The 21,737-nt window shown below is 48.9% G+C and carries 19 protein-coding genes (1 of these 19 running past the window's edge); all 19 read right to left on the reverse strand.

Annotated elements, in window-relative coordinates; all coding sequences use genetic code 11:
* Positions 1–1,201: the 5' portion of an aspartate kinase gene (locus ACJJJB_RS13055; protein WP_020411318.1), read on the reverse strand. It extends 32 nt beyond the left edge of the window; 1,201 of the gene's 1,233 nt are visible here — the first part of the coding sequence; the start codon lies at positions 1,199–1,201; the stop codon falls past the left edge of the window.
* A 128-nt stretch (positions 1,202–1,329) separates the two neighbouring features.
* Positions 1,330–3,942 (reverse strand): alanine--tRNA ligase, encoded by a 2,613-nt coding sequence (gene alaS, locus ACJJJB_RS13060; protein ID WP_444946348.1) that lies wholly within the window; start codon positions 3,940–3,942, stop codon positions 1,330–1,332.
* A gap of 72 nt (positions 3,943–4,014) precedes the next feature.
* Positions 4,015–4,362, reverse strand: a complete 348-nt coding sequence (locus ACJJJB_RS13065; RefSeq protein WP_020411320.1) for a histidine triad nucleotide-binding protein — start codon at positions 4,360–4,362, stop codon at positions 4,015–4,017.
* A 4-nt stretch (positions 4,363–4,366) separates the two neighbouring features.
* Positions 4,367–4,552, reverse strand: coding sequence for a Trm112 family protein (locus tag ACJJJB_RS13070; protein WP_020411321.1), 186 nt, complete (start codon positions 4,550–4,552; stop codon positions 4,367–4,369).
* A gap of 144 nt (positions 4,553–4,696) precedes the next feature.
* The gene (locus ACJJJB_RS13075) at positions 4,697–5,536 is read right to left on the reverse strand and encodes an alpha/beta hydrolase (RefSeq protein ID WP_353376148.1); all 840 of its coding nucleotides are present in this window, start codon (positions 5,534–5,536) and stop codon (positions 4,697–4,699) included.
* A 50-nt stretch (positions 5,537–5,586) separates the two neighbouring features.
* On the reverse strand, positions 5,587–6,606 hold the full coding sequence (locus ACJJJB_RS13080) for a class I fructose-bisphosphate aldolase (RefSeq protein WP_353376147.1): 1,020 nt from the start codon (positions 6,604–6,606) through the stop codon (positions 5,587–5,589).
* A gap of 50 nt (positions 6,607–6,656) precedes the next feature.
* Entirely contained in the window at positions 6,657–8,135 is a 1,479-nt protein-coding gene (glpK, locus tag ACJJJB_RS13085; protein WP_282952801.1) for a glycerol kinase GlpK, read from the reverse strand.
* A gap of 96 nt (positions 8,136–8,231) precedes the next feature.
* Entirely contained in the window at positions 8,232–8,717 is a 486-nt protein-coding gene (locus ACJJJB_RS13090; protein ID WP_444946347.1) for a regulatory protein RecX, read from the reverse strand.
* Entirely contained in the window at positions 8,718–9,752 is a 1,035-nt protein-coding gene (recA, locus tag ACJJJB_RS13095; RefSeq protein WP_444946346.1) for a recombinase RecA, read from the reverse strand.
* 172 nt (positions 9,753–9,924) lie between these two features.
* Entirely contained in the window at positions 9,925–10,440 is a 516-nt protein-coding gene (locus ACJJJB_RS13100) for a CinA family protein (protein ID WP_353376145.1), read from the reverse strand.
* A gap of 542 nt (positions 10,441–10,982) precedes the next feature.
* Positions 10,983–12,986: a polysaccharide biosynthesis protein gene (locus ACJJJB_RS13105; RefSeq protein ID WP_353376144.1), complete on the reverse strand. Its 2,004-nt coding sequence runs from the start codon at positions 12,984–12,986 to the stop codon at positions 10,983–10,985.
* A gap of 34 nt (positions 12,987–13,020) precedes the next feature.
* Positions 13,021–13,602, reverse strand: a complete 582-nt coding sequence (locus ACJJJB_RS13110; protein WP_353376143.1) for an acetyltransferase — start codon at positions 13,600–13,602, stop codon at positions 13,021–13,023.
* 111 nt (positions 13,603–13,713) lie between these two features.
* Complete coding sequence (locus tag ACJJJB_RS13115) at positions 13,714–14,739, reverse strand: MraY family glycosyltransferase (RefSeq protein ID WP_353376142.1); 1,026 nt, start codon at positions 14,737–14,739, stop codon at positions 13,714–13,716.
* The gene (locus ACJJJB_RS13120) at positions 14,736–15,716 is read right to left on the reverse strand and encodes a UDP-glucose 4-epimerase family protein (RefSeq protein WP_444946345.1); all 981 of its coding nucleotides are present in this window, start codon (positions 15,714–15,716) and stop codon (positions 14,736–14,738) included. The genes ACJJJB_RS13115 and ACJJJB_RS13120 overlap by 4 nt, the downstream gene beginning before the upstream one ends.
* Complete coding sequence (locus tag ACJJJB_RS13125) at positions 15,713–16,843, reverse strand: glycosyltransferase family 4 protein (protein WP_353376140.1); 1,131 nt, start codon at positions 16,841–16,843, stop codon at positions 15,713–15,715. The genes ACJJJB_RS13120 and ACJJJB_RS13125 overlap by 4 nt, the downstream gene beginning before the upstream one ends.
* Positions 16,844–16,925: 82 nt before the next feature.
* Complete coding sequence (gene wecB, locus ACJJJB_RS13130) at positions 16,926–18,053, reverse strand: non-hydrolyzing UDP-N-acetylglucosamine 2-epimerase (RefSeq protein ID WP_353376139.1); 1,128 nt, start codon at positions 18,051–18,053, stop codon at positions 16,926–16,928.
* Positions 18,046–19,056, reverse strand: a complete 1,011-nt coding sequence (locus ACJJJB_RS13135) for a polysaccharide biosynthesis protein (RefSeq protein ID WP_353376138.1) — start codon at positions 19,054–19,056, stop codon at positions 18,046–18,048. The genes wecB and ACJJJB_RS13135 overlap by 8 nt, the downstream gene beginning before the upstream one ends.
* 120 nt (positions 19,057–19,176) lie before the next feature.
* Positions 19,177–20,049 carry a dTDP-4-dehydrorhamnose reductase family protein gene (locus ACJJJB_RS13140; protein ID WP_353376137.1) on the reverse strand — a complete coding sequence of 291 codons (873 nt, stop codon included), beginning with the start codon at positions 20,047–20,049 and terminating at the stop codon, positions 19,177–19,179.
* Positions 20,050–20,230: 181 nt separating this feature from the next.
* Positions 20,231–21,736 (reverse strand): murein biosynthesis integral membrane protein MurJ, encoded by a 1,506-nt coding sequence (gene murJ / locus ACJJJB_RS13145; protein ID WP_445365030.1) that lies wholly within the window; start codon positions 21,734–21,736, stop codon positions 20,231–20,233.
* Position 21,737 lies beyond the last annotated feature (1 nt).

Below are 21,737 nucleotides of genomic sequence, written 5' to 3' on the forward strand. Positions count from 1 at the left end.
TATGCAAGGCACGCACAGCAAGCTCGAGGTAGCGCTCATCGATAATCACCGATATCTTTATTTCAGATGTGGTGATCATCTGAATATTGATATTGTCTTCACCCAGAGCACTAAACATACGACTGGCCACGTTCGCATGGGAACGCATTCCCACGCCGACAATTGATACTTTGGCAATCTTGTCGTCTGTGATCACTTCGCGTGCGCCAAGTTCCGCCGAAACACGCTCCAGAACATCACGCGCTTTATGCAGATCATTTCGATGCACAGTAAAAGTAAAGTCTGTAGTTCCATCAACCGCGCTGATGTTTTGCACGATCACGTCCACTTCAATATTTTCGCGGCCAACTGGTGCAAGAATACGGCAGGCAACCCCGGGGGTATCCGGAACACCGCGAATAGTTAGCTTGGCTTCATCACGGTTGAATGCGATACCAGATACGACGGGTTGTTCCATCTCGTTGTTTTCCTCATCCAGACTAATCAGGGTTCCTTCACCCTCTTCAAAAGTTGAAAGTACGCGCAGCGGAACCTTGTATTTACCGGCAAACTCTACGGCGCGGATCTGCAGGACCTTTGAGCCAAGACTCGCCATCTCCAGCATTTCCTCAAACGTAATCCGATCCATACGACGCGCACTATCCACCACTCGTGGATCAGTGGTGTAGACCCCATCAACATCCGTATAAATCTGGCACTCAGTGGCATCAAGCGCTGCAGCGAGAGCCACGCCCGTGGTATCTGAACCACCGCGCCCCAAAGTAGTGATATTTCCATCATCATCTACCCCCTGGAAGCCGGCTACTACAATTACTTTGCCGTTATCCAGGTCAGCGCGCATGCGTTCAACATCAATACGCTGGATACGTGCTTTGGTATGGGCGTTGTCCGTGAGGATCTTGACCTGCCCCCCGGTATAGGAGCAGGCATCATAGCCACGTTTCTTCAGAGCCATGCTCAATAGCGCAATGGTGACCTGCTCACCGGTAGACACCAGCACATCCAGCTCGCGGGGATCGGGTTTTTCCTGGATCTGATATGCCAAATCAATCAGGCGGTTGGTCTCTCCACTCATGGCAGAAAGCACCACAACCAAGCCATGCCCTTTGGCGCGAAACGCGGCTACTTTATCAGCGACAGCCTCTATACGCTCTATCGAGCCTACAGAGGTTCCACCGTATTTCTGCACGAACAAACTCATAATCTTTGTGTTTCCTTAGCCCCTGGCCAAGTACGCGCACTGCTCTGACTTGTGCAGGCGCGCACTTAATCACCAAACTTCGGTGAAATCAACTTCACATACGACTTCTGGCGCCGTTTTTACCGAAATCAGCTGCTGAGGGAGCCCTCAACCCATGTGGGCACCTCCTGCAACATACCCGCTAGGGCGGAAACATCAGTTCCTCCCCCCTGTGCCATATCCTTACGGCCACCGCCCTTACCACCAAGCTTGGCAGCGGCAAAGCGCATAAGATCCCCCGCTGACAGGCGATCTGTCAGGTCCTTGGTTACTGCCGCTACCAGAGCCACCTTATCCTCACCAGGTGCTGCAAGCAGGACAACACCACTACCAAGCTTGTTTTTCATCTGGTCAGCCAGGTCTCGCAGGGATTTAGGGTCTGCGCCATCAACAGACGCCGCCAACAACTTGAAGCCAGCAATTTCCACCGCTTGAGCAGAGAGATCACCTCCGGCACCACTGGCCAATTTGGTCTTAAGCTGACCAATTTCCTTCTCCAGTTTGCGGTTGTTAAGCAATAGCTGCTCAACTTTATCGGCAAGGCTATCCGGGCGCGCCTTGAGAAGTGCTGCAATATGTTCAAGACGCTGCTGGGTTTGATCGAACAATGACAGCGCATGTGCGCCAGTCACGGCTTCAATGCGGCGTTGACCGGAGGCGATACCGCTCTCACTCACAATGCGCAGAAGACCTATATCACCGGTACGCTTGACATGAGTCCCGCCGCATAACTCAACAGAAAAAGCGCCAGTTTCAGTCTCTCCCATGGAAAGAACACGAACTGTATCGCCATATTTCTCACCGAACAGGGCCATTGCCCCCATTTCCTTGGCAGACTCAATATCGGTTTCGCAAGTATCAACCGGAGTATTGGCGCGAACCTGGGCATTCACCAGGGATTCAATGGCATGCAGCTGCTTATTGGTAACAGCCTCTGGATGAGAGAAATCGAAACGAAGGCGCTCGGAGTCCACCAGCGACCCCTTTTGCGTAACATGCTCGCCCAACACTTTGCGCAGAGCAGCGTGCAGCAGGTGGGTGGCGGAGTGATTCAGTGCGGTTGCCTGGCGCACTTCTGCAGACACCTTGGCAGAAATTTGATCACCAATAGTGATGACACCCTGCAACATTTTACCGGTGTGCAAGTGGTGGCCGCCCTGCTTGGTACAATCACGAACCTCAAAACGTCCAGCTGTTGAACTCAGATAGCCACTATCGCCAGCCTGGCCTCCAGACTCGGCATAAAACGGGGTGCGGTCGAGAATCACCGCACCTTCTTCACCTTCCTCCAGGCGCTCGACTTGCTCGCGACCTTTGACGATAGCGATAACCCTACCCCGCGCCTCAGTTGTTTCGTAACCGAGGAACTCTGTCACACCTTCCAGATCCAGAACCTCGGTATAGTCCTGCTTGAATTTACCTGCTGCGCGCGCACGTTCGCGCTGGGCTTCCATCGCAGCCTCATAACCTGCCATATCCAGTGACAAACCACGCTCTCGGGCAATATCCTGAGTCAGGTCGGTGGGAAAGCCATAAGTATCATGTAAAGTAAACACCAGCTCACCAGGAATCTCGCTACCTTCCAGGGAGGCCAGCGCACTCTCCAGCAGAGCCATCCCTTTGTCCAGGGTTTTGGCAAACTGCTCTTCCTCTTTACGTAGAGCCCGCTCAATAAGCTCTTGCTTCTCACGCAACTCAGGATAAGCATCACCCATTTGCTCAGTCAGGGCTTCCACTAACTTAAAAAAGAACACCTCTTTATGGCCGAGTTTGTGACCATGACGCACAGCACGACGGATAATGCGACGCAACACAAAACCCCGCCCCTCATTGGATGGCATCACCCCATCAGCAATCAGGAAGGAGCAAGAGCGAATATGGTCTGCAATGACACGCAGGGATTTTTCTTCGAGGTTCTTGCAGGAGACTATTTCACTAGCAGCTTTAAGCAGCGCCTGGAAAAGATCAATTTCATAATTTGAGTGCACGCTTTGCATAACCGCGGCAATACGCTCCAAACCCATGCCTGTATCTACGGAGGGCTTGGGCAGTGGGTGCAGTTCGCCATCAGCAGTGCGCTCGTACTGCATAAATACCAGGTTCCAAATCTCAATATAGCGGTCGAGATCGTCGTTATCGGAACCTGGGGGGCCACCGGGAACATCGGCACCGTGATCGTAGAAAATTTCTGAGCTGGGCCCACAAGGACCTGTATCGCCCATTTGCCAGAAGTTGTCCTCATCGAGGCGAGAAAAACGCTCTGCGCTAACGCCCACTTCTTTTAACCAGATATCAGCGGCCTCATCATCGCTGATATGAACAGTCACCCACAGGCGCTCTTCGGGCAAACCCAGTACTTTTGTGAGGAAATCCCAGGCAAAGCGGATGGCTTCACGCTTGAAATAATCGCCAAAACTGAAGTTGCCCAACATTTCAAAGAAGGTGTGATGGCGCGCAGTATAGCCCACATTCTCCAGGTCATTGTGCTTGCCTCCGGCACGCACACAGCGCTGAGAGCTAGCGGCCCGATTGTAAGGGCGCTTTTCCTGACCGAGGAAGGTGTCCTTAAACTGCACCATGCCGGCATTGGTGAATAGCAGGGTCGGGTCATTGCCCGGAACCAGAGAGCTCGACGGCACCACAGTATGGCCCTGCTCGGCAAAGTAATTCAGAAAGGCGTCGCGAATCTGTGCGCTTTTCATCCGGCGTAATTCCACTTCGTTAGTTGAAAGTTATGTGAACGACACCGATGACGCGGTGCCACGTCTGTCCTGCTACTGCGCAAGCCCTTGTTCGGGCATCTTCTTTTGAGCCAGCAGGTGAACATGCAGGTGAAATACGGTCTGCCCCGCACTACGGCCATTGTTAACCACCAGCCGAAAGCCCTCGAGTCGCAAGCGCCGGCCCAGCTCGGCTGCCACCCACATCAGGTGGCCGAGTAGACCTTTGTCTTCGCTTTTGGCATCGGACAGATTAACTAGAGGTTTGCGCGGGATAATGAGGAGATGGGTCGGGGCTTGTGGCGCCCGATCCTCAATAACGACACAAAGGTCATCCTCGTAGATTTTCTCGGCCGGGATATCGCCCGAGATTATTTGACTGAAAACGCTGGGTTCACCCATTGGCTTATTTTTCCAGCTTTTCCTCAGCTGTCAGCTGACGCGCTTCAGATTCCAGCATCACCGGAATCCCGTCCCTAACCGGATAGGCCAAGCCACTGGCTCGACAAACCAGCTCCTGGGTATCTTCGCGGTACTCAAGCGGTGCCTTACTTACAGGACACACTAATAGGCTCAGCAACTTCTTATCCATGTTCCACCCCACTATTTCCCCCCGACACAACTTCCGGAGGGCAAAAATGACCGCGTATCATACAATGCTTCATGGGGTTTTTCACGGTATTCACCTCTGCTTAAGCCAACAGATTTCCCCGTTTTAACCCATCTTTACCTATTTTTATCCAGAGATGACAGGGTTTGAGGCTGGCAAAATGGAGTTTAGGTGGCCCAGTAGTAAATCACGGGCTAGACGCCCCTCCTCCACCTCGTTGAACAGCTCGTGGTAAGCTGCCGGAAAACAGTGAAGCCTTTTATTGGTCGAACCCATTCGACCAAACCACTCCCGACTCAGCTCTACATCCACCAAACGATCCGATTCCGGCAGCAGCATTAAGCAGGGTGTAAGCAGCCGCTCCAGATTAGCTGACAGAAACGTCCTCTCCTGGAGAAAGCTTTCAAACCAACGCAGGGAAACCCCGTGGTGGGCAAGCTCATCATTGCGATAGGCTTCGACAATAGAAACATCCCGGCTCAACCACTTGTCATCAATTCGACTGGAAAGTACAAGCTTCGGAAATAATTTGGCCAGCATCATTACCAGCCACAGCTCCAGGCCAGCGGGCTCTTTAGCTCCGCGAAATCCAGGCGCAGACAGGATCACACTGTCCACGAAACCATACCGAATAGCGCTGCCGCAGGCCACTACCGCCCCCATACTATGGCCCAACAGATGCACACTTGTATTGGGGTTACCACTTTTGACCAAACAAATAAATTCATGCAGGTCCTCGCAATAAAGGGAGAAATCATCAATATGCCCCCTTTTTCCATCTGATAACCCATGACCATAATGATCGGGGGCGTAGACGCTGAACCCGGCACGATTCAGATACTGGGCCAGCATGGTGTAGCGGCCGCTATGCTCACCCAAGCCGTGGGAAATAACTACTACCCCAAGCGCTTTCTCAACCCACCAACGGCGGTAGTGCAGGCTTACATTTCTGGTTACAAACTCCATTGCCCCTCCTTATTTTCCTTATTGTTGTAGCTTGGGCCATTCGGCACCTGTCAGCTCTCCCGCTCCAGACTGCTGCAGTACTGTCCCAACATGGCCAAATGGTTAAGGCGTGCCCGCTTGAGTAACGCACCCTGTGCTTTGGCAATATTTTCAGAGCGCCCCGCCCAAGCTGCCAATGCTGGCTGCTGCAACGCCCGGCCGTAGGAAAAGCTCAGTTGCCAAGGTGCATTATTTATCTTGTTCAACGCGTTGAGATTTGCAGAAGCCTCTTCGTTCCCCTGGCCACCAGAGAGGAAGTTTATGCTCGGTACGGCTGCTGGCACTGACCGACGTAAACTTCGCAGGGTGTATTCCGCAACCTGCTGCGGCTCCGCTCGTGCCGATTGCGCCCCAGGTATGACCATGCTGGGCTTCAGTAACATCAATTCAAGAGTGACGCCATGACGATACAGCGCATGAAAAACAGTATGCCAAACTTGTTCATTAACTTCGGCACAACGCTCAATGCTGTGATCCCCATCCATGAGAACTTCCGGCTCCACAATTGGCACCACGCCCTCGGCCTGACACACAGCTGCGTAACGGGCCAACATTTCAGCATTGGCCTGTAGCCCGAGCTCGGTGGGATTGTGTGGACTAACTGGATAGACTTCACGCCACTTGGCAAATCGAGCCCCCTGCTTTTTGTACTCGCGCAGTCGTTCGGCAAGTCCATCCAGGCCATATGTAATCATATCCCCCGCAGTACCAGCCAATGGCCCTTTTCCCTTGTCGACCTTAATCCCGGGGACAACCTTTTGATTCGCAGCCACCTGTGCCAAAAGTTTGCCATTAGCACTGCATTGACCAAGCGTCTCCTCAAACAGAATTACCCCACTGATAAAATCTCCCAGGCCCTTTGCCTCTAGCAGGGCCGCACGGTAATCCCGTCGACTCTGCTCGGTGGACTCCACCCCAATCGTGTTGAAACGCTTGGCAATAGTGCCACTGCTCTCATCTGCAGCGAGAATTCCCCTGCGACCATCCACCAATGCATCAACTGTTGCCTGTAACTCCTCCCAAACCGCCATTTGGCCACCTCCCTGTGCCGAAAGCCCATCTTGAAAAATTATTGGCCTAACTAAAATGCCTTACACGCGGCAACTGCCCGTTGCCAGCCGGCCAACCGCGATTTCCTTTCTGAAGCAGCCATAGAGGGCATAAAATCTCGCTCAATCTCCCTCAAACATTCCGGCAACTTGTCAAAGTGCCACAGACCACTACCAATACCCGCCAGAAGAGCAGCGCCGATGGCTGTAGACTCGATTTGCTTTGGCCGCTCAACCCGCAACGCAGAAATATCTGCCTGAAACTGCATCAGGAAATTATTTGCGCATGCCCCACCATCCACTCGCATATGGCTAATGGATACCCCGAGAGCCCCCTCCATCAAGCGCGCCAACTCATCACTCTGATAGGCGATAGATTCAAGCGTAGCGCGCACTATTTCTGCCCGGCCAGCGCCGCGACTCAAGCCGCACACAGTGCCCCTCGCTGATGGGTCCCAATGAGGAGCACCGAGGCCACTGAACGCGGGCACCAGGTAAACTCCACGGGTATCAGGAATACTCTGCGCAATCACCTCTGTATCCACTGCCTGCTGAATCAAGCCCATCTCATCACGTAGCCATTGGATCGCAGACCCCGCGGTAAATACCGACCCCTCAACTGCATAAGCAGGGGCACCGCTGATATCACAGGCAATAGTGGCGAGCAGCCCCGGAGATGGCTTCGGTCGCTTCTCACCTGCAAAAGCCAGCATAAAACAGCCAGTACCATAAGTATTTTTGATCTCCCCGGGACGGAGACAGCCCTGACCAAACAACGCTGCCTGCTGATCGCCGGCCACACCACAAATAGGTGCGCTTGCCCCAATGAACGCCTCAGGATCGGTATCGGTAAAATGACCGGCAGAAGGCCGGATTTCCGGCAGGATAGACTCTGGACAACCAAAGAGAGCCAGCAATTCCGGATCCCAGCGCTTTTGTTCCAGGTTGTAAAGTAGGGTGCGACTGGCATTGGTGTGATCAGTCAAGTGTGCGCGGCCACCGCTCATTTTCCACACCAGCCAGCTATCTACTGTGCCGAAACACAGGTCTCCGCGATGAGCGCGCTCCAGCAGCTGTGGCTGTGCACGGAAAATCCACAGCAATTTGCTTGCGGAGAAATAGGCATCCAATAGCAATCCACTTCGTTCGCGCAGCCAATCAGATTTTTCTGCAGCAGCTAACTCCTGGCAGATTTCTGCGGAGCGACGGCACTGCCATACAATGGCGGGGTGCACCGGCTCGCCGGTATGCCGGTCCCACAGAACTGTAGTTTCACGCTGATTGGTAATACCCACTGCCTCAACATCGGACGCGCGGATGCCGGCGCGTTGCAGAGCTGCCGCGCAAACCCGCTGCGTCACCTGCCAAATCTCTTCGGCATTCTGCTCAACCCAACCGGGTTTAGGGTAGTAGTTGGGGATTTCAGAGTAACTGCGCCCAACCAGAGCACCGCTACTATTAAAGACAAAGGCCGTAGTGCCCGTAGTGCCCTGGTCAATGGACAGGATCATAGGGTGTCTCGCGCTTATTATTCTTGCTTTCATCATCACAGGTCGGACAGCAACAATACCACCGTGACCCAATCATGCATGAGAGTATAAGCCCGATTACTTCCCGTCTAGCGCCCAGCTGATAGCATCTGCGGGAAAACCGCGATACGCCAAATAGCGCTGGCGCCTTGCGCGCTCTTTCATTTGCTGGTCTCTGGGCAGCGCTATATTGATAGGAGCACGGTATTTGCGCTGGAGCTGCTCCTGGGCAAGCTCAAACCAATCAACCTCCAGCAGCTCAATCGCATGGGTCGCGAGCTCTCCTCGAATCCCCCGCTGCTGCAACTCCTGACGAATACGCATAGGTCCCTGCCCACGCTGAACACGAGCGCGGACAAATACTTCAGCAAAGCGCTGATCTGACTGATAATTAAGTGTTTGTAAGCGCTCGAATAGAGCATCGAAATCGGCACCGGGGAACTTGCCCGCAAGCTTTTGCTTCAATTCATGGCGCGAATGCTCACGACGGGCAAGTAACTCAAGCGCCGCACCGAACAGCACTTGAGCGGGATCAACGGAGAAATCCGTGTTTGAATAAGGCACTTACTCTTCCGGGAGTTCCACTGCCTCTTCGGGGCTTGCCGGAACCAGGTCACCCAGCAGTTGCGCACGCAGTTGCCCTTCAATCTCATTGCGGATATCCGGGTTGTCACGTAAGAACTTTGTGGCGTTAGCCTTACCCTGGCCAATCTTCTCGCCCTTATAGCTGTACCAGGCACCAGCCTTGTCAACCAAGCCCAGTTTCACTCCATAGTCGATTACCTCGCCAACCATATTGATGCCTTCGCCATACATGATCTGGAATTCAGTCTGCTTGAAGGGGGGCGCCACCTTATTTTTGACAACTTTTACGCGAGTCTCATTACCCACTACCTCATCGCCGTCCTTTACGGAACCGATACGACGGATATCCAGACGCACGGAAGAATAGAACTTAAGCGCGTTACCACCAGTGGTGGTTTCCGGGGAACCAAACATCACACCGATCTTCATACGGATCTGGTTAATAAAAATTGCCAGAGTATTGGTGTTCTTGATATTACCGGTCAGCTTGCGCAAAGCCTGGGACATCAGGCGGGCCTGCAAGCCGACGTGGGAATCCCCCATCTCGCCCTCAATCTCTGCACGCGGGGTCAAGGCCGCCACAGAGTCCACTACCAGCACGTCCACGGCACCGGAGCGTACCAGCATATCGGCCACTTCGAGAGCCTGCTCACCGGTATCCGGCTGGGAAACGATCAGCTCGTCAACATTAACACCCAGCTTCTCTGCATAGATGGGGTCGAGCGCATGTTCAGCATCCACAAACGCGCAGGTGCCACCTTTGCGCTGCGCCTCAGCAATAACTTGCAGTGTCAGGGTAGTTTTACCTGAGGATTCAGGACCATAGATCTCAACAATACGGCCGCGGGGCAGACCACCAATACCCAGGGCCACATCCAGACCTAAGGAGCCAGTTGAGATCGCCGGGATACGCTCGCGCTCTTTATCTCCCATGCGCATCACTGTGCCTTTGCCAAACTGGCGTTCGATCTGCGAGAGCGCCGCCTTTAGCGCCTTGTCTTTATTGGAATCCATGACCATTCCCATATTGCTAAGCTGTGTTGATTGGTGGCAAGCTTAACGAAGGATTACTGTATAGGCAACCAGTAATTCCGGCACAACCGGTACCAGTCACCATCGCGCAAATTATGGGCTTTGGGCAGCCGCAAAGCTCGCCCTAACATTGCCAAGGTAACCCCCTGCAGCCCTAAACCGGATGCTCATCCAGGATAGCGAGCATACCTTTGATTGCCTCTCTCACAGTCTGCGCCTGTACTTCAGCCCTATCGCCTTGAAAATGAAAGCAACGGGCATCGATCTGCACGGGTTCCTGCCCATCGGCATGAGCCCAGGCAATCCAGACGGTACCTACAGGCTTCTCTTCAGTACCGCCATCGGGACCGGCAATACCACTCACTGCAACAGATAGATTGGCATCCATCATTGCCAACACGCCACAGGCCATCTGGCGGGCAACCGGCTCACTGACAGCACCAAACTGTTGTAAATCCTTGACATCTACACCCAGAACGCTGTGTTTGATGCGGTTGGCATAACTCACGACAGAGCCGTCAAACCAACTTGATGCCCCGGCAATAGCGGTTATCGCTGCGGCAACAGCCCCCCCAGTGCAAGACTCCGCAGCGGTAACTCGCCATGCACGTTTATCCAGTTCCTTACCCAGCCGCTGAGCTAACAGGGTAACGTCTCTATACTCAATCATTACACTTCCCATTAAATTGAATCGGGAGTAGCCCCCTGCCAGGCAGCAGCCTTGATACACTTTGCTCCTAAACCATCGATACGATTGATGCTTTATTAGCTTCGAATTTTAGGGGGCTGGCTATCAAGAGTAGTTTTTCATATCGAGATTAAAAAAGACTGATCGCTTACAGCATTGATCAACGCTGACTTCAGGGAAAACGAAATACAAAATGCCAGAGAGCCTTCCCCAAAGCGAGACCATCAAGACCACCTCCATATTTGTGATGATCATGAGATCAGAGTTGTTCACTTATTGGATGATGGCTGGTTTTACTCCAGCCACTCAAAACCAAGTCTATTGAAATCCAATTGACTCTTGTTCACAAATAAGAGAAGGGAAACGAAATTCAGGTCGGTAGTATCATTTAGCCATGGCGGAATTTATTAACGAACTGTTTTGAACAGCCAACGGTGAAAATTTTTCCGCCATTCTTGCATCTAGCTTCGCACTAAACCTGGGCTAAGTTGCGACGAAGGTGGTACATGAACTGTTCGGCGCGATTAAGCCAACTCAGGTTCCGCACATCGCTTCTGATGAACCCAATCTACAATTTCGCCCTCCGGGATATAACCACAAACAGTTTCCCTCAGTAGCTGGCGTACCCGCTCATAATCATCACGCTCTACCGCACTAAGTAGCTGGGCCAACACCGTCTTGAATGATTCCCAGGACAAGTGATCCTCTGTAGCGCACATAATCATTGGGTGATCGGTCGGGCTGACGTTGTCACCAATCAATAGCTCTTCATAGAGTTTTTCACCCGGACGCAAGCCGGTAAACTCGATAGCGACATCGCCGTGCGGGTCCTTCTCTGACCGCACAGTGCAACCACTGAGGTGGATCATCTTTTCTGCTAACTCAGCAATTTTCACTGGGCTGCCCATATCCAGTACAAACACATCCCCACCCTGCCCCATCGCACCAGCTTGAATAACCAACTGGGCAGCCTCGGGAATCGTCATAAAGTAGCGGGTAATATTGGGGTGCGTTACCGTTACCGGGCCACCACGCTTGATCTGATCACGAAAACGCGGAATCACCGACCCCGATGAACCCAGCACATTGCCGAATCGAACCATGGTGAAACGGGTTTTGTTGACTTGGTTTACAGTTTCGCCATCATTGAACAACGTAGGAGCTGGCTCTTGGCTCAGTGCCTGTAGCACCATTTCTGCAAGGCGTTTAGTGCTACCCATCACATTGGTTGGGCGCACCGCTTTGTCAGTAGAAATCAATACAAAGTGTTCAACTCCCGCTTTTACCGCCGCCTGAGCGGTATGCAGAGAGCCAAACACGTTGTTCATCACACCCTCGGCAATATTATGTTCAACCATCGGGACGTGCTTATACGCCGCTGCATGATACACGGTGACCACATCCCAGGACCGCATCAGATCCAATAGACGCCCTGGGTTACGGATAGACCCAAGGACCGGTACCAATCGCACAGGCAACGATTCACGTCGGATCCGCTGCTCCAACTCTGTATGGATGCTGTAAAGGTTAAACTCACTGTGCTCAAACAACAGCAGTGTAGTTGGACCTGTAGCTACAATCTGACGACACAACTCCGAACCAATCGAGCCTCCAGCGCCAGTCACCATCACTACATGACCACGAATACACCTTTCAAAAAGAGCCTGCTGTGGCGGCACCGCATCGCGGCCAAGTAAATCAGCAACATCTACTTCCTGAATATCTTCGACTTTAACCCGACCACTAGCCAAATCCATGAAGCCCGGTACGCTACGCACATGTAAAGGGAAGCTTTCGAGTAACTCAAGTATCTCGCGTCGGCGTGCACGAGAGGCAGACGGAATTGCAAGAAGTATTTCCTCAGCTCCAGTTTGCTCAATCATTCTTTGAATGTTCTTAGGTTTGAAAACCCGCAGACCCGCTATAACACGATTGGCAATACCACGATCATCATCAATGAAAGCTACCGGCATCATGACTCGATCTATACGCAATGCAGCCACAAGTTGGTTGCCTGCCGCCCCAGCACCGTAGATGGCCACCTTTGGTAAATGATCGACTCGGTTGATAAAGGGCACTTGCTGGCTAGCCACATACCAATCGCCCATAAAGTACTGCCGCATAACCAGCCTGAGGCCGCCGATCATCAACAAGCTCAGCCAACAGTATATAAACACAACCGAGCGAGGCACCCTTAGCGGTGGCTCGCGGTTCAAATAAACAACTAAAGCAAGCACCAAAGCCGACAGCATTACCGCTTTGAAGATGCTAATCAACGCATCCTTGCCAAAATAGCGCATCACCGCACGATACATGCCAAACCTAACGAAAATAGGTATCGCGATTAGCGGTGCACTAACAAATAACCAAGCGTATTCGGCAAAGGGGTTAACAGGCTTATCCAATCCCAAACGAATTGCAAAGGCCAGCCAAAGGGCTAGCCACACTAGCAGAACATCAGTTATCACTTGTAAGATGCGTTTATTACGGCGGGGCAGCCCCAGTAGCCAGTTGCGCAGCTCATCCATTATTCCTTGGACCCCATAATTCTAATAGTAATCATTACGCTGTCAGCGCCGTTCCCGGTGCCAATACCTCCCCCTCGGCTATAACCACGCGATACCCAGCACTACACCCCGCTTGCAACCAAGCTTTCGCACCCACTTGCACCCCACCAGCTAAATGTACACCAACTCCTAAATGGGCAAACTCCCCCAAGCAAGCATCATGATCCACTGTCGCTTGAGCATTGACGATTGCACCGCAGCCAATCCGTGCGTCTACTCCAACCATGGCTAACGCCATCACCGCACTCCCCGCCCCCAATTGTGCACTAACGCTGACAGACGCAGCGGGATGGACTATCGTAGCCAATGGAAAGCCCGCTTGCTGCAAAGTTGCCAACCACTGCTCTCGTAACGCATTGTTACCAACTGCAGCAATGGCAGCATCCACTGTTCCAGCAACCTCAGCCAAAGTGAAGCTGTTCGCTATTACAGGGCAGCCGAAAGATTCTTCCAATTCCGGCCAACGGTCATCAGCAAAACAAACCCGCTGCCATTTTCCTGACAACATTGCGGCCTCAGCCACGGCTTTACCATGACCACCTGCTCCCAGAATTAACAGTGTCTTTCTCAAACTCATATTTCAATTACTTAATCATACAAGGTGTGATTATTTTGTAGTAATTCGGTTGCAGAACTACTTATTAGTATTTATAACCGCCAGTAAATTAGATACAGTAAAGTGCATCCTCTACTCCCGCTCCCCTGCCTTGAACTTCACCACCAGTACCAACAGCGGAAAATAAGCAATGAGCAAACCTAAGGCACCATCCAGTTCTCCTAACCCAACCCACAATGCGATCGGCAGTAACCAAAGCAAATTAATCACTAGCACCGACAGAGTCACCGGTAAGTGCTTTCCAAACCGACGTGAAGCAAACTGATAGGCATGGCTTCGATGTGCCTCATACACTTTCTCTCCACGCGATAAGCGACGCATTAAAGTCCAGGTTGCATCCAGTATGAAAACCCCAAGCAAAATTAACCAGCTCCACAATAATTGTGGCGCCACCCAGGCAGCCTGCAAGGACAACACTCCCAAAGTAATACCTAGAAAGCCACTGCCAGCGTCCCCCATAAAGATACGTGCAGGTGGGAAATTCCAAAATAAAAAACCTGCCACCGAAACTGCTAATAGCACCGGAATGACCCAGTCGGAAGTTTGTAGAGAGCCCGAAAAGCCAAGCCCAAAATACAATAGCGCCCCGCCTAGGCATACACAAATGGCCTCAATACTGGCAATACCATCAATACCATCCATAAAGTTATAGAGATTCAGCATCCACACTAAATAGATCGCTGCCAGAGCATGGCCAAGCCAACCCAGGTTCAAGGTAATACCAAATAAGCTCAGTGGGGGCAGCCCACCCAACCACTGCAATGCCCAAATAGCAGCAGCAAAATGCCCCAGTAGTCGCCAACGTGCGGGAATATGGCCATGATCATCTAGAAAACCAATCACGGCCACACCTATACCTGCTCCCAACAGCGCCCACATCATAGTCCACGGTACTATGTCAACTAAGGTTAAAAGCGGTAAGGTTCCCAGAAAGGCGAACACAAAGGCGACTCCACCACCACGAGGCGTTGGTGAAATATGTGAACTACGCGCGTTCGGGATATCAACCAAACTGCGAGCTAAGGCATAACGGCGCAAGGCCCCGGTCATAAATAGTGAAACGCCAGCCACTGCCACCAGTAACCACCAGATACTCATTTGAATTGCTGCTCCAAAAAATGCTTGGCCGTATTTCGCAATGCTTGATCAACACCAACCGGCGGGTTCCAGCTCAATAAATCACGAGTTTTATCTATATCAACCTGTAACGAACCACACAGTCTCTGAGAGAGAGCCCGCTTACGTAAAATTGCCGCTCCAGCCTCCAAAATTATGCTCGGTATAGGCAATAAGTATGATGGCTTACCCAAGGCGATACTCAATCTACGTAACAATTCAGTAGTCGATAGGTCCTCACCATCACTAACCAAGAAAGTCTGATTAGCAGCAGCAGGATGATCGACACAGGTCACAAGTAGATCAATTAAATTATCTAAGGCAACCAAACTACGCCGATTATAGATAGCTCCAAAAGGCAAAGGAACGCCCTTATGTAGCCAACGCATCATTGTAAGGAAATTGGCTTTCACACCCGGCCCATAGACCATTGGTGGTCGGATGATCACAACCTCCATTCCAGTTTCATCCATCAATGCGCGTAATCCCTGCTCCGCTTCCATCTTGGAAATACCATAGAAATCCACTGGCTGCGGATTATCATCAGCACAATAAGCTCCGCCCTCCAATGTACCTTCACCATTTACCTTAATTGAGCTGATAAATATAAAGCGGCGCACACCAGCCTTAGCCGCCTGACGAGCAAGGTTCAATGTGCCATCCACATTAACTCTACGAAACTCATTAAGTGGGTCTGATGAACTATCGTGCATAACATGCACGCGAGCCGCAGTATGAAGTATCTGATCAACCCCTTGTAAAGCACTAAGCCAGTTTCCACCGGCATCAATGTCTCCCATTGGCACCGGCTCTACACTGGGAAAATTACATGTATTGCTTCGGCGGACTCCCGCTAGCAAGGTAAAACGGCCATCATCAACTAGGCGTTTTAAAAGCGCATTTCCAACAAACCCAGTCGCACCGGTTACTAGTAATTTCTGCTTAACTCGATCTTTCAAATACTTAACTCCAACTTCTTATATACTTCCATATGTGCGCTGACAATGTGTTCAAGGGCGAACTCGCGCTCAGCTAAGTCTCTTCCTGCAAGTCCCATGTCGCGTCGCAGTTTGGCATCCCCAATAAGAGCCTGTATAGCATCAGCCAGTGCAACCGGATCGCGCACAGGCACTAGCACCCCTGAAATACCCGGTTCGATAGCATGCCGGCATCCTGGAACATCTGTGGTTACTATCGCACGACCGCATGCTGCTGCTTCTAGCAATACTTTAGGTAGCCCCTCCCTATAAGAAGGTAAAACTACAATATGAGAAGAGGCGAATAACTCTGCTATATCCGCTCGGAATCCTAAAAGCTCAACAATATCCTCATCCCGCCACTTATTCAGGGTCTCATGTGAAATGCTGGTTGGATTACCTGGATCCGTATCGCCAATCAAATAAAATCTCGCTTTAACATCTCGCTGCTTGAGAAGGCGTACCGCATCCATGAACTCACCAACTCCCTTGTCCACTAGTAAACGAGCCGCAAGTGATACTGTCAACGGGCCATCTGATTCAGGCATAACTGGGTAGTGGGCAAGGTTTACTCCCGCTCCTCGGATCATCTCGACTTTATCGCAATCAAGTCCAGCAAAATCAAGAAGCATATCTCGGTCATCCGGGTTCTGGAATATCACCCGTAGATTCTTCTTTCCAAAAGACAGACGGTAAAGCCATTTTACGCTCATACGAACCAATGAAGCTTTTATTCCGCGTGCGATAAAAATAGAACCAAGACCAGAGACTGCAGCCACCACCCCATGCACGCCAGCAAGACGTGCTACAATACCTCCATAAATAACTGGTTTGATAGTGACCAGATGGACAAGATCTGGCCTCCAATGGCGGTACAATTTATAAATAGAAAATATAAGTTTAAAGTCTGATAGTGGATTTTTTCCGCTACGCGTTAATGGCAGCTCAAAATGAGCAAAACCATATTTAACAATTTCATCAACAGCTGGCCCCGGCATACTCGCGATACTTACTTCGTAACCATAACGCTTAGCATTAAGCGCGATAGGTAGCCGATGAGAGATAAAAAAAGCTGCATCATTGACTACAAAAAGCAAACGCTTCTTCATATAAACCCTACCACCCGAACCTTAAGACTTGATAATGCGATCCATTATTGAAACAGGTAAACATCTTTTAAAATCAAATGTGTTACCCATTCCTCCATACAGTGCGGTTGATATAATCAACATAACTCAAAACGACTCGTACTACCTGAATTGAGACCGGCCCACCCTTATAATCAGCAACAGTGGGTATCGTCTGCTGAGAATGGTTATGCTGGCTGGTAACAACTTTTACAGCCTCTAGCACTTGATCTCGCTTGAGCCCACTCATAACTAATGTGCCTACATCCATACCCTCAGGCCGCTCATGCTCATTACGAATCGTGATAGCTGGCAAGTTAAGAAGAGATGCCTCTTCCGTAATTGTTCCACTGTCAGATAAAACGCAACATGAAGACATTTGCAACTTTATGTAATCCAGAAAACCGAACGGTTTCATAAATTGAATTAACGGGTGATCCAACTGAACACCTAGATCTTCTAAACGTTTTCGAGTACGAGGATGGGTCGAGATAATAACCGGATATTGGTAGCAGTCTGCTAATGCATTTAGGGTTTCGAGAAGATCCTTAAGGTTCTCAGGACTATCTACATTTTCTTCACGATGAGCACTAACAATAAAAAATTTACCTTTTATTAACGACATTCTCGCCAAAACATCAGACTCTTGAATTTTTGGCAGATAATAATCAAGCACCTCCGCCATATGAGAGCCAGTTTTAATTATAGTTTCAGGGCGAATACCTTCCGCAATAAGATAACGGCGCGCATGTTCAGTTAGCACCATATTAATATCGCTCAAATGATCTAGAACTTTGCGATTTAACTCTTCAGGAACTCGTTGATCAAAGCAACGGTTACCAGCCTCCATGTGGAATACCGGTATCTTTCGCCGCTTAGCGGCTATAACAGCTAAACAAGTATTGGTATCACCATAAAGTAGCACAGCATCAGGCTTTTCAAGCTCAAAAACAGCGTCAGACTTACTGATAATATCAGCTATAGTCTGTGCAACAGTCGCACCACCAGCACCTAGAAAATGATCCGGCTTTCGAATTTCCAGCTCATCAAAGAATACTTGGTTGAGTTCATAATCGTAGTTCTGCCCAGAATGAACAAGTACATGATCTACTTGCTTATCTAGTTCAGCAATAACTCGGCTCATCTTAATCAGCTCTGGGCGAGTTCCAACGAGCGTCATTACCTTAAGCATTAAGAGCTTCTCCAATATAATCTAAACTCAACAGTACATCTTTAACCTGTTCAACGCTAAGACGATCTGTATTATGTGACGTATAATCATCTAGTCCGGTAATATCTCTCTCACCCTCGACAAAATATTTCTTGTAGTTTAAGTCCCGGTTATCAGCAGGGATTCGGTAATAGCGTCCCATATCTACAGATTTTGCCATTTCCTCTCGGGAAATTAGAGATTCGTATAGCTTTTCACCATGTCGGGTACCGATGACTTTTATTTTGTTTTCACAAGCAAATAGTTCTTTAAGAGCTTGCGCCAGAACCTCTACCGTGGAAGCTGGAGCTTTTTGCACGAAAAGATCACCCTGTTCAGCATGCTCGAACGCATGCAAGACAAGATCTACCGAATCTTCCAACGACATCAAAAATCTAGTCATATTAGGATCAGTTATTGTCAATGGAGCTCCGCTCTTGATCTGGTTAACGAACAAAGGAATCACTGACCCACGGGATGCCATAACATTTCCATAACGAGTAGCACAAATAACTGGACCTGATACAGGAATCATCCTCGATTTGGCAACCATTAGCTTTTCTGCCATAGCTTTGGAAATACCCATAGCATTAATTGGGTAGACCGCCTTATCGGTACTAAGTACTACGACCCGTTGAACACCGGTAGCGATTGCTGCATTCAGCACATTTTCTGTCCCCATAACATTAGTGCGCACTGCTTCCATTGGGTAGAATTCGCAGGAAGGCACTTGCTTTAAAGCTGCCGCATGAAAGACATAATCAACGCCAATCATAGCTTGGGCAACACTGTCATAGTTCCGAACATCGCCAATGTAAAACTTGACCTTGTCATTAGACAGATTAATTCTCAGGTCTTCCTGTTTCTTTTCATCGCGACTAAAAATACGTATTTCACGAACTCCAGTATTCAGAAAGCGCCTGAGCACCGTATTACCAAATGAACCCGTACCTCCCGTTATCAATAAAACCTTATCATCAAACATATATTGAAACCCACATAACCATTCAATTCAAAAGCAAGCTGCCTGAGCACTTACTTCACTTCAATAAAATCTACCTTCGAGGTCAGAAAAAATTTACAATCGAAAGATTTCTCCTGACTGTCAAGCAACCAAATTAGCACTGCTTTTATACATTCTCTCAACTAATTCTGGCCAAGTAGGTGGAATATAACCTGTAGCCTGGTGAAAAAGTTCAGAATTTAAAGATCGATCAATCACTAAGCGCTCGTCGGGCACTATATCAATAGACTTCTGATACTTCTTTGCAATCAAACACAGTAACTCATACTTACTGATAGGCGCTGAAGCAACATGAAAAAGACCACTAAGTTCCGGCCGAGTGATCACATAATCCTTAATAACCAAAGCTAACTCAATAGTCGGCAAACCAGAAAAAACTGCCTTGGAATACCCTCTCACTTGGTCTGTTTGAGAGAGAAACCAATTAACAAGCGCCATATTTGACCCCAGCTCATGTCCGATAATAGAAGTTCGGAGAGTAATCGCATGCGGCGAATCACGGAGCTCACCTATGAATTTGGACTTTCCATATAAATCTTCCGCGTCCGATACATCTTCTTCCTTATATCTCCCCTTACGGCCAGAAAAAACACAATCGGTACTGACATGAATCACTCGAATATCGGAAAGCCCACAGAGCCGCTCTAGGCGATGCGGGAATATCGAATTTACTGGTAGTGTCGAAAGGGGATTATTAGCATCTGCAAGCTGCTTGATAAGCCCAACGCAGTTAATGACTACGTCTGGACGTACTGTATTTAGTGCCTGTACTAACGCATCATTATCCAGAACATCAACGCCAACCAATAGCCTCTTCCGCTGGTCCTCCGAAAAAAAATGCAAGGCAGAGGCGCTACGAAGTGTCCCCCACACCTCATGAGATAAATCTTTACAAAAAACTTTTATTACAGCATTCCCTAACATTCCCGAGGCACCAAGAACCAATACCCTCATTACTCCACCCCTAACTAGCCAAAAAAACTATTACTCTATCTATAATGATTAAATTCATTCTCTGACCTCTTTACTAAAACTACCTCTCTAGGCATTTAAACCAACATCAACCTAACATACCAAATTGCCAGAGAACCACCGAGCAGCGGTTAAGAATTAAAGATGCAAAGGATAACGTTTATCACGCAAAACGTCTTCGCAATATAAAACTAACATAATAATGAATCTTTTTATAAAACATTAAAACAGAAATCAAAAGAAAATAAACGAGAGTAAAGGGAATAGATAAAAACCACCAATACTCAAAAAACTGGCCATGGAGCCAGCTTAGAAATAGATAAGCTACAATGCCACAAAAACAACTTATTATCACATAGTGCAAGCAAGGTATAATTAACCCAGAATTGATCTTACGTTGCACCAATAAAATCATAACGAAGCTATTGAAAACAGTTGATATCACAACTGAAGAAACCAACCCCTTCAATCCAAAATTTTGAGAAAGCACATAACTAAACGATGCATTAATAAACAAAGCAAACAATGAAACAAAAACCGGTATCAATGTATCTCCATATGAGAAAAACACACGATTCATAATATCTCTAAGCAAACAAAAAGGAAGGGCGATTAATATGATAGAAAAGACTGAGGCAAGCTTAACAGTATCATCCCTTCCAAAATTACCACGCTGAAATAAGAGCTCTACAATTTCTTCTGCGTAGAAGCCCATATAAATAACAGCAGGGACTGAAAGAATGACAACTAATCGAACACATCGTGTGAGATAGCGAAACAATTCAGCCTGACCTTCCTTCGTCGAAACTGCTGCAATACGGGGAAAAATAGATGCAGTTAAAAAAACCAAAAATACTGAGAGAAATATCAGATTAAGTTTATTTGAGTAAGAAAGTAATGATATAGCCCCTACTCCAAGGTCCGACGCGAAGTATACCCCCACAAATGCATTTATTTGCTCTATATAGAAAGCAGTAACCGCCGGCAAAAACAGAAGCATAAATTTCTTATCAGAAAAGTAAGAAAACGCAGCACCACCTACAAATGAAAAGCTCTTACGTGAAATAAAGAAATTTATAAGTAACAACAACACCCAAGCCAGGGCACCAAGCAACAAAACCTTATCGAACTCGGCTGCACCATTAAAAAAATATAACCCTATACAAAAAAAAGTATTATTAAAAACAGGCACAATATAGGAAGGAATTACAACTTTGTTGACGGTCTGTAGAGAATTGAAAAATGAGACCAAACTTGAAAAAACAAAGGTCGCGGACATAATACACAAATAGCTTACGGAAAGAGCCCTAACACGGCTATCGACTGAAGCTGATACCATGTCCAACATCCCCCCCCCAAAACTAAATACGAAAACGCCAATACATGCGGAAAGTAGAAAGAAGAAAGATATAGCAGAGGAAAGTTCCTTGTTTACCTCTAAAATATCGCCCCTATTCAATAAACGCGAGTACATTGGCACTAAAAATATAGGTATTGCCGAGTAGACAGCCATATATAGTAAGGAAGCCAAAGAATTTGACAGGAAATACGCATCTGTAACGACAGAAACTCCATGATAAAACGTTATCAATACATCCTTAAAGAACCCGCTCAACTTGCCCAGTAGAATAAGCGAGAAAATTACAAGAAACTTCCAGTACCTATTCACT

The organism is Microbulbifer variabilis (assembly GCF_052468405.1).

Coding starts and splice junctions, on each gene's coding strand:
- alaS (WP_444946348.1), bottom strand. CDS start 3,942: ATGAAAAGCGCACAGATTCGCGACGCCTTTCTGAATTACTTTGCCGAG.
- ACJJJB_RS13065 (WP_020411320.1), bottom strand. CDS start 4,362: ATGGGTGAACCCAGCGTTTTCAGTCAAATAATCTCGGGCGATATCCCG.
- ACJJJB_RS13070 (WP_020411321.1), bottom strand. CDS start 4,552: ATGGATAAGAAGTTGCTGAGCCTATTAGTGTGTCCTGTAAGTAAGGCA.
- ACJJJB_RS13075 (WP_353376148.1), bottom strand. CDS start 5,536: ATGGAGTTTGTAACCAGAAATGTAAGCCTGCACTACCGCCGTTGGTGG.
- ACJJJB_RS13080 (WP_353376147.1), bottom strand. CDS start 6,606: ATGGCGGTTTGGGAGGAGTTACAGGCAACAGTTGATGCATTGGTGGAT.
- glpK (WP_282952801.1), bottom strand. CDS start 8,135: ATGATCCTGTCCATTGACCAGGGCACTACGGGCACTACGGCCTTTGTC.
- recA (WP_444946346.1), bottom strand. CDS start 9,752: ATGGATTCCAATAAAGACAAGGCGCTAAAGGCGGCGCTCTCGCAGATC.
- ACJJJB_RS13100 (WP_353376145.1), bottom strand. CDS start 10,440: ATGATTGAGTATAGAGACGTTACCCTGTTAGCTCAGCGGCTGGGTAAG.
- ACJJJB_RS13105 (WP_353376144.1), bottom strand. CDS start 12,986: ATGGATGAGCTGCGCAACTGGCTACTGGGGCTGCCCCGCCGTAATAAA.
- ACJJJB_RS13110 (WP_353376143.1), bottom strand. CDS start 13,602: ATGAGTTTGAGAAAGACACTGTTAATTCTGGGAGCAGGTGGTCATGGT.
- ACJJJB_RS13115 (WP_353376142.1), bottom strand. CDS start 14,739: ATGAGTATCTGGTGGTTACTGGTGGCAGTGGCTGGCGTTTCACTATTT.
- ACJJJB_RS13125 (WP_353376140.1), bottom strand. CDS start 16,843: ATGAAGAAGCGTTTGCTTTTTGTAGTCAATGATGCAGCTTTTTTTATC.
- wecB (WP_353376139.1), bottom strand. CDS start 18,053: ATGCTTAAGGTAATGACGCTCGTTGGAACTCGCCCAGAGCTGATTAAG.
- ACJJJB_RS13135 (WP_353376138.1), bottom strand. CDS start 19,056: ATGTTTGATGATAAGGTTTTATTGATAACGGGAGGTACGGGTTCATTT.
- ACJJJB_RS13140 (WP_353376137.1), bottom strand. CDS start 20,049: ATGAGGGTATTGGTTCTTGGTGCCTCGGGAATGTTAGGGAATGCTGTA.